At 46.2% G+C, this 6,391-nt stretch carries 7 protein-coding genes; 3 read left to right on the plus strand and 4 right to left on the minus strand.

Translation table 11 applies throughout. The features are described from left to right. Window positions 1-541: 541 nt before the first annotated feature. The 4 genes from Q0277_RS07190 to Q0277_RS07205 form a co-directional block, all read right to left on the minus strand. Window positions 542-1,390 (minus strand): ATP-binding cassette domain-containing protein, encoded by an 849-nt coding sequence (locus tag Q0277_RS07190; protein WP_297950520.1) that lies wholly within the window; start codon window positions 1,388-1,390, stop codon window positions 542-544. After that, window positions 1,377-1,769, minus strand: coding sequence for a TOBE domain-containing protein (locus Q0277_RS07195; RefSeq protein WP_005869698.1), 393 nt, complete (start codon window positions 1,767-1,769; stop codon window positions 1,377-1,379). Before Q0277_RS07195 ends, Q0277_RS07190 begins: the two co-directional genes overlap by 14 nt. After that, on the minus strand, window positions 1,769-2,536 hold the full coding sequence (gene modA, locus Q0277_RS07200) for a molybdate ABC transporter substrate-binding protein (protein WP_297996858.1): 768 nt from the start codon (window positions 2,534-2,536) through the stop codon (window positions 1,769-1,771). The genes Q0277_RS07195 and modA overlap by 1 nt, the downstream gene beginning before the upstream one ends. Window positions 2,537-2,637: 101 nt before the next feature. Next, a complete protein-coding gene (locus Q0277_RS07205) occupies window positions 2,638-3,426 on the minus strand; it encodes a TOBE domain-containing protein (protein WP_297996860.1) in 789 nt (262 codons plus the stop codon). Between the two features lie 219 nt (window positions 3,427-3,645). On the opposite strand from Q0277_RS07205, the gene Q0277_RS07210 reads away from it, so the two are divergent. The 3 genes from Q0277_RS07210 to Q0277_RS07220 form a co-directional block, all read left to right on the plus strand. Next, entirely contained in the window at window positions 3,646-4,329 is a 684-nt protein-coding gene (locus Q0277_RS07210; protein WP_050346360.1) for a VacJ family lipoprotein, read from the plus strand. Window positions 4,330-4,331: 2 nt separating this feature from the next. Further along, window positions 4,332-4,916, plus strand: a complete 585-nt coding sequence (locus Q0277_RS07215) for an ABC transporter substrate-binding protein (protein WP_297996861.1) — start codon at window positions 4,332-4,334, stop codon at window positions 4,914-4,916. Between the two features lie 23 nt (window positions 4,917-4,939). Continuing rightward, window positions 4,940-6,391: MMPL family transporter (locus Q0277_RS07220; protein WP_297996863.1), on the plus strand; the 1,452-nt coding region annotated here is incomplete at its 3' end.

The following is a 6,391-nucleotide window of genomic DNA, read 5'->3' on the forward strand; positions in this document are numbered from 1 at the left end:
GGTTAATGAAATCCTGCCACAGCTCTTATGAAGCGAGTTTAGCACGCAAGCTTCAAGCCGTTAGAGCTTTTAAAATTTCAAAGCCACAAAATCCAGGCAAAATTCCAAATCTAAAAATTTAAGTTTTTACGAAGCTTCACATTAAATTTTTACCAAGATCGCATGATAGAATTCACGCAACTCCTGCCGAAAAAGTAAGCTAAAAGCCGCTAAATTTAAAAATAAACCCACCACGCCAATTAATAAATTCAAAGAAGGAATTTAACGGCGCCTGTCTGCGCAAAATCTAAAATTTAAGCTTACTTTCCCCACGCTATCTAGTCTTGCATTGCGGTTTTACTCTAGCCTACGTTTAAATTTTGTGTTTCATGAAAATCTAAGCGCGATGCGAATGAAATTTTAAAATCTCACCGTATTTTGCGGGCAAATCTAGCTAAAATTTCGCAAAATCCCTCGTCTAAATTCCATAAAAGCCTGTATTTAAATCTCTAATCTAGTTGAAGTTTCCTACTTAGGCGCACCTAAAAGCTTGTCTGCAAGTTTAAATTTTACGCAGAGTGATATTAAAGGCTTTGGCACCCGCTTTGACCTCATCGCCTACTTGCAAGCCATCGGCTTCTGCATTGCTTAGCACCACTTCGCACAGCTGGCTGCCGATCGCTACGACAGCCACTTTGACCCCGTCGCGTGCTTGTAAATCGACAATCTTGCCCGCGAAAGAAAACTTCTGCGAGCCGCTAGTTTTAAGGAAAATTTCCTCCGGCGTACCGGTGCGGACGATCCTGCCGTCCTTCATCTCATAAACCCGCTTGCAAAGCCTATAAATCTCACTCACATCGTGGCTTACCAAAATCACGGTCTGATGAAACTGCTCGTGGATCTTTAGCAGATACTCTTGGATTTTTTCGCGCATCGTAAAATCAAGCGCCGAAAGCGGCTCGTCAAGTAGCAAAATTTCAGGCTCTTGCATCAGTGCGCGAGCAAGTGCTACGCGCTGCTTCTGTCCGCCGCTAAGACCCTCGACACCAGATTTTGCAAACTCGCTAAGCTCTAAAATTTCAAGCAGCATCGCAGCTTTTTGCGGATCATTTCTGGCAAAAAGTAGATTACCCGTCACGCTCATATTCTCAAAAAGTGCGTAGTCTTGAAATAAAAAGCCGATCCTGCGCTTGCCCGCACTTAAGAATTCATTGCCTTCTTGTAGCACGAGATCGCCATCTTTTATGCTACCACTATCTGCGCGCAAAAATCCAGCCAAAATGCGCAGCAGTGTAGTCTTACCGCTGCCGCTGCGCCCATATAGGCACACAAACGAGCCTTTGTTAATCTCTAAGCGAGCATCAATCGAGAAATCATCACTGATTTTTTTCTTACAATCAATCGTTATCATATTTTTCTATATATATCGCAGTGGCGTTAATGTATGCGAAAACCTCGTCGCCCTCGCGTAAAGCAAGCTCCTGCGCAGAATGCGCGCTAATGAGCACATCAAAGCTTATCTTGCCTTCAAATCTAAGCGTGCATAGAATTTCACCTAAGCTTAGGCTCATAATCTTGCCGTGAATTTCATTTTCGCTAGATACACCACTTAGGGCTTCGCGAGATAAAAGCACATCAGTGCTTTTAAAGCCCACGTAAACTTCGCTACCCACCTTAAGCTCGCTACTTAGCTGCAGAAATACGCCACGTAGCTTGATGCCGCCCGCGATAAATCCTACAGAATGGATGCCGTCTTTTTGTAAAATTTCGTTGATTCTCGCTCTAATCATTAAAACTCGTATCCGTATTTAGCAAAGATCGCCCTGCCTTTATCGCTTAGGATAAAATCATAAAACGCCTTGGCTTCGGCATTATCTTTAGCGCGGTTTAGCACGACCATGCCTTGAGCTATCGGCTCGTAGAGTTTGGTATCGACTAAGACGAAATTTTCGCCCTCTTTGCAAGACTTATCGTTGCAGCCGTCCTTCGCCATCTTAGGCGCATACATCGCGCTAGCCGCGATAAAGCCGACGTCGGAAGCTTTAAGCGCTTGCGAAAGAGCCTCGCCGATCGATTTTGCTTCTACGATTTTACCTTTAATCTCATCGTAAACTCCCGCTTTTTGGAAGGCCTGTACGCTTGCGGTGCCGTAAGGAGCGGTCTTTGGATTTGCTATGGAAATCGTTTTGACGCTAGAATCTTTTAAAATTTCAAGCCCCTTGCTAAGATCTACGCCGCGCACGCTAAACATCGCCACTTTGCCTTTGGCGTAAGTTTTGGCAGGCGCCGTCGCAAAGCCCTCTTTATGCAGATCATCTGCGAATTTCATATCCGCCGCCATAAAAATATCAAACGGCGCGCCGTTTTTTATCTGCGTACTAAGCGCACCGCTGGCGCCCAAGCTCACGTTTAGCGTGGTTTTCGGATGTAACTTGGCAAATTCCGCCTTAATCTCGTCAAACGCATACGTCGTGTTCGCAGCGGCTGCGACGCTGACCTCTCCTGCGCTTAGCGCGCCTGCCGTTAAAATTCCTAAAAGCACTGCTTTCAACTTCATTTTATGCCTTTCACTTTGGCTCTCACCGAGAATTGAATTGTATCTAAAATTTTAAATTTACGCCTTAAATTTTAAAATTTTGAGCACCCAATTTCACCCTATTACGCGCCAATAATGATCTCGCTAGGCTCGATGATCGCCGTTACCTCATCCCCTACTCCTAGAGCCATCGCGGTGGCAGATTCTCGCGTGATGATCGCGGTGATATTTTGGTGCGAGCTTGTGCCTAGACAGATCTCTGCGTTTACCGCGCCGATTTTGACCTCGCTAATCGTGCCCTTGATTTGATTCGCCGTACTAAGTTTTAGCTTCTCCGAGCTTCCTTTGGCGATGATGACGCTTGGAGCCTTAAATAAAAACAGCACATCCTTGCCCACCTTTAGCCCTAAATTTTTTTCGCTCTCTACGGTTACCGTCGCGCATAAAATTTCGCCACCTGCGAGTTTAGCCGTGATTTGAGAATTTACAGCGCCTGTTTGAACATCCGTAATCTCAACACTTAGCTGATTGCGCGCAGAAAGCTTCATACCGATCTTCTCTAAGCTTAAAAGACTCTCTTCGGTGATCTCGTCAAGCTTTAAAATTTCACTCAAAAATGTCTCACCCGCGTGGCTAATAGCATCATAAGCGCGAATCAGCTTGTGAGCGTAAGGGGTAAGCTCGGAGCCGCTATTTTTCTTTGTGCCTTGAGTGCGGACGATGAGCGGCTTTTTGCTCGCATTGTTGATTAAATTTAGCGCGTCCCAGCCGTTTTTATACGACACTCCTACGATCTCTGCGGCCTTTGTAATACTTTTAGTCTCATCTACGGCCTTAAGCAGCTTAATGTGCTTGGCTAAAAGCGATGCTTTGTTGCCAAGCAGGAATTCCAAAGCAAATTTTGCGTCCATTTTCATCCTTTCTTATTTACTTTCACGTGATTTTATAATATATCCTCTGATATATTTCTTAAAGAGCTGCAGGCTTTATTCTGCGATATAAAGAGGGAAATTCTATACGAAATTTTACCCTTATTGACAAAATTTCTTTAAACTTGTAAAATCGCCACTTTGATTTATAAAGAAGGGTCACATTTGAAATTTATAAAAATTCTATTCTTAGTCGCGGCATTGGCACTTTGCGGTTGCTCGCAAAAGCAAGACGTAGCACCTAGCGATACGGATGGTTTTGATGAGGAGTTCGCCAAGCGCGAGGTTTTCGATCCGCTTAGCGGCTATAACCGCGTTATGACGAGCTTTAACGACGTATTTTACTCATACATATTAACCCCCGTAGCCAGCGGCTACGATTACGTAATGCCCGATCCGATCCAGGGCGCGTTTTCAAATTTTTTCTATAATATTTTATATCCGATGAGGCTCGTAAACAACCTGTTGCAGGGTAAATTTGAAAATTCTTGGGACGAGACGAAACGGTTTTTGATCAACTCGACCGTTGGCTTCGGCGGGCTTAATGATATGGCAGGCAAATACTACGGGATTCCGCGCCACGACGAGGATTTCGGGCAGACACTCGGGTATTGGGGCGTGCCGGCAGGTCCTCACATCGTCTGGCCGATTTTGGGGCAAAGCAATCTACGCGATACAGCTGGACTTGTAGGAGATTATTTTTCAAACCCGATAAATTATATTAAAGATGGCACCGTTCGAAACTCCGTCAATGGATTTAGAATATTTAACGACTACTCGCGCGATCCTAAATTTTATGAAAAAATGACCAAAGATGCGGTGGATCTGTATCCATTTTTACGCGATGCTTACGAGCAAAATCGCGAGAAATTAATAAAGGAATGAAAATGAAAATTTTAAAAGTTCTAGCGCTTTGCGGAGCGCTTTTGATTTCGGCGCACGCTATTAGCGATGCGGATATCGAGCCTGTGATGAGCCAGAAGGTCGCCGAGGCCGTAGGTATTATGCGAAGCGGCGCACCCAAAGACGCAAAGCCAGCGAAAATTTTTGCGCTTTTTGACGGCTACTTCGATTACAAGATGATGGCAAAGCTCTCCCTTGCCAAGCATTACGCTAGCCTTAGCCCCGCGCAGATCGAGGAATTTAACAAAGCTTTCGAAGCGCATCTTAAGCGCTCCTTTATCGAAAAACTTTCGCTTTATACCGATCAGGATATGAAGGTGCTAAGCAAACAAAGCCCGAGCGATAAGCGCCGCGTGCTAAAAACGCAGGTCATCGGCGAGCAGAAAAATTACGACATAGATTTTAAATTTTATCCTAACGGCTCTGATTGGCGCATCTACGATGTCGATATCGTGGGCGTTAGCCTAATCCAAACCTATCGCTCGCAGCTAGGCGACGTAACGCAAAATTTGGGCTTTGACGAGCTCATAAAGCGGCTAAATTCCACCGTCATCAATAGCGGCGAATAGCGGCACGCCTAAAAGAGCGGTATTTGAAAAAAATTTTTCGCCTAATCGTCACGTTTCCGAAAATCACGCTTGCGCTGTTTACGGCGCTGGCGCTCTTTTTCGGATATTACTCCACAAAGCTCGAGATCGACGCTTCGACCCAGACGCTACTGCTTGATAACGACGAGGATCTTCAAATTTGGCGCGAAGTATCCAAGCGCTACGAAACGCCGAATTTCTTAGTCGTCGCCTACACTCCCGCGGGCGATCTTTTAGCGCCCGAGACGATCCGCAAAATAGCGCAGATGGACGCAGCTTTTTCCAAGCTGGATTTCGTCGCTAGCGTCACGGACATCACGAATGTGCCGCTTTTGCTAAACAAAAGTGAGGGTATGAGCGAGCTGCTTAAGCACATACCCACTCTTACCGACGCGGACGTAAATTTAACCGCGGCTAGGCGCGAGCTTTCTACGAGCCCCTTTTATGCGTCAAATTTAGTAAGCGCCGATTTTCGCACTACCGCAATTTTAATAAATTTAAAGCCGCAGACCCGCTACGAGGAGCTTTTGCGCCTAAGAGACGGAGCCAAAAGCGCTCTAAAGCAAGCGGAGCATGAGAGCAACCGCTCCAAGGCTCAAATTTCACAGCTCAAAGATACGCTTAAAGTTGCGGAACAAAATTTTAAATCCTACCGCGACGAGCTGCGCGAAAAGGATCACCGCGACATTGTGGCTTTGCGCGCGCTGATCGCGGGCTTTGAGAAGGAATTTGCGGGCGATCGGCTATTTTTGGGCGGACTAAATATGATCGCCGACGATATGGTAGGCTACGTCCGCTCGGATCTAACGACCTACGGACTCGGCGCCTTGGTGCTTCTGTTAGCTTGCTTTTGGCTCTTTTTTAGACAGGCGAAATTTATCCTACTGCCACTCATCATCTGCGCGTATTCGGTCGTGCTTGTAGCGGGATTATTCGGCTTTTTGAGCTTTGAGGTCACGGTGATTAGCTCAAATTTCATAGCGCTTCAACTCATCATAACGGTTTCGGTCTGTATCCACCTAATCGTCGCCTACCGCGAGTTTAGCGCGCGCTTTCACGCCTTTTCGCAGCGCCAGCTCGTTTATGCAGTGCTGCGCGAGCGCGCAAGACCCTGCTTTTTCGCGATCTTTACGACCGTTATCGGCTTTATGTCGCTAATTTTTTGCGATATAAAGCCCGTAATTTCTCTGGGAATTATGATGAGCGTAGGCATCAGTATCTCGCTAGTTACGGCGTTTGGAATATTCGGCGCAGTTATGTCGCTTCTAAGGCGTACGCACAATAACCGCAGCTTCGAGCAGCACTTTAAATTTACCATTTGGTGCGCCGAAACGGCGCTACGCAGTAGAGGAGCGGTCTATGGCGTATGCGCTGCGGCGGTGATCTTTGGGCTGTACGGTATCTCGCAGCTGCGCGTCGAAAACAGCTTCATCGGCTACTTCAAAAAAAGCACCGAC

The sequence above is a fragment of the uncultured Campylobacter sp. genome, from assembly GCF_938030815.1.
GTDB lineage: Bacteria > Campylobacterota > Campylobacteria > Campylobacterales > Campylobacteraceae > Campylobacter_B.

Coding starts and splice junctions, on each gene's coding strand:
- Q0277_RS07190 (WP_297950520.1), bottom strand. CDS start 1,390: ATGATAACGATTGATTGTAAGAAAAAAATCAGTGATGATTTCTCGATT.
- Q0277_RS07195 (WP_005869698.1), bottom strand. CDS start 1,769: ATGATTAGAGCGAGAATCAACGAAATTTTACAAAAAGACGGCATCCAT.
- modA (WP_297996858.1), bottom strand. CDS start 2,536: ATGAAGTTGAAAGCAGTGCTTTTAGGAATTTTAACGGCAGGCGCGCTA.
- Q0277_RS07205 (WP_297996860.1), bottom strand. CDS start 3,426: ATGGACGCAAAATTTGCTTTGGAATTCCTGCTTGGCAACAAAGCATCG.
- Q0277_RS07215 (WP_297996861.1), top strand. CDS start 4,332: ATGAAAATTTTAAAAGTTCTAGCGCTTTGCGGAGCGCTTTTGATTTCG.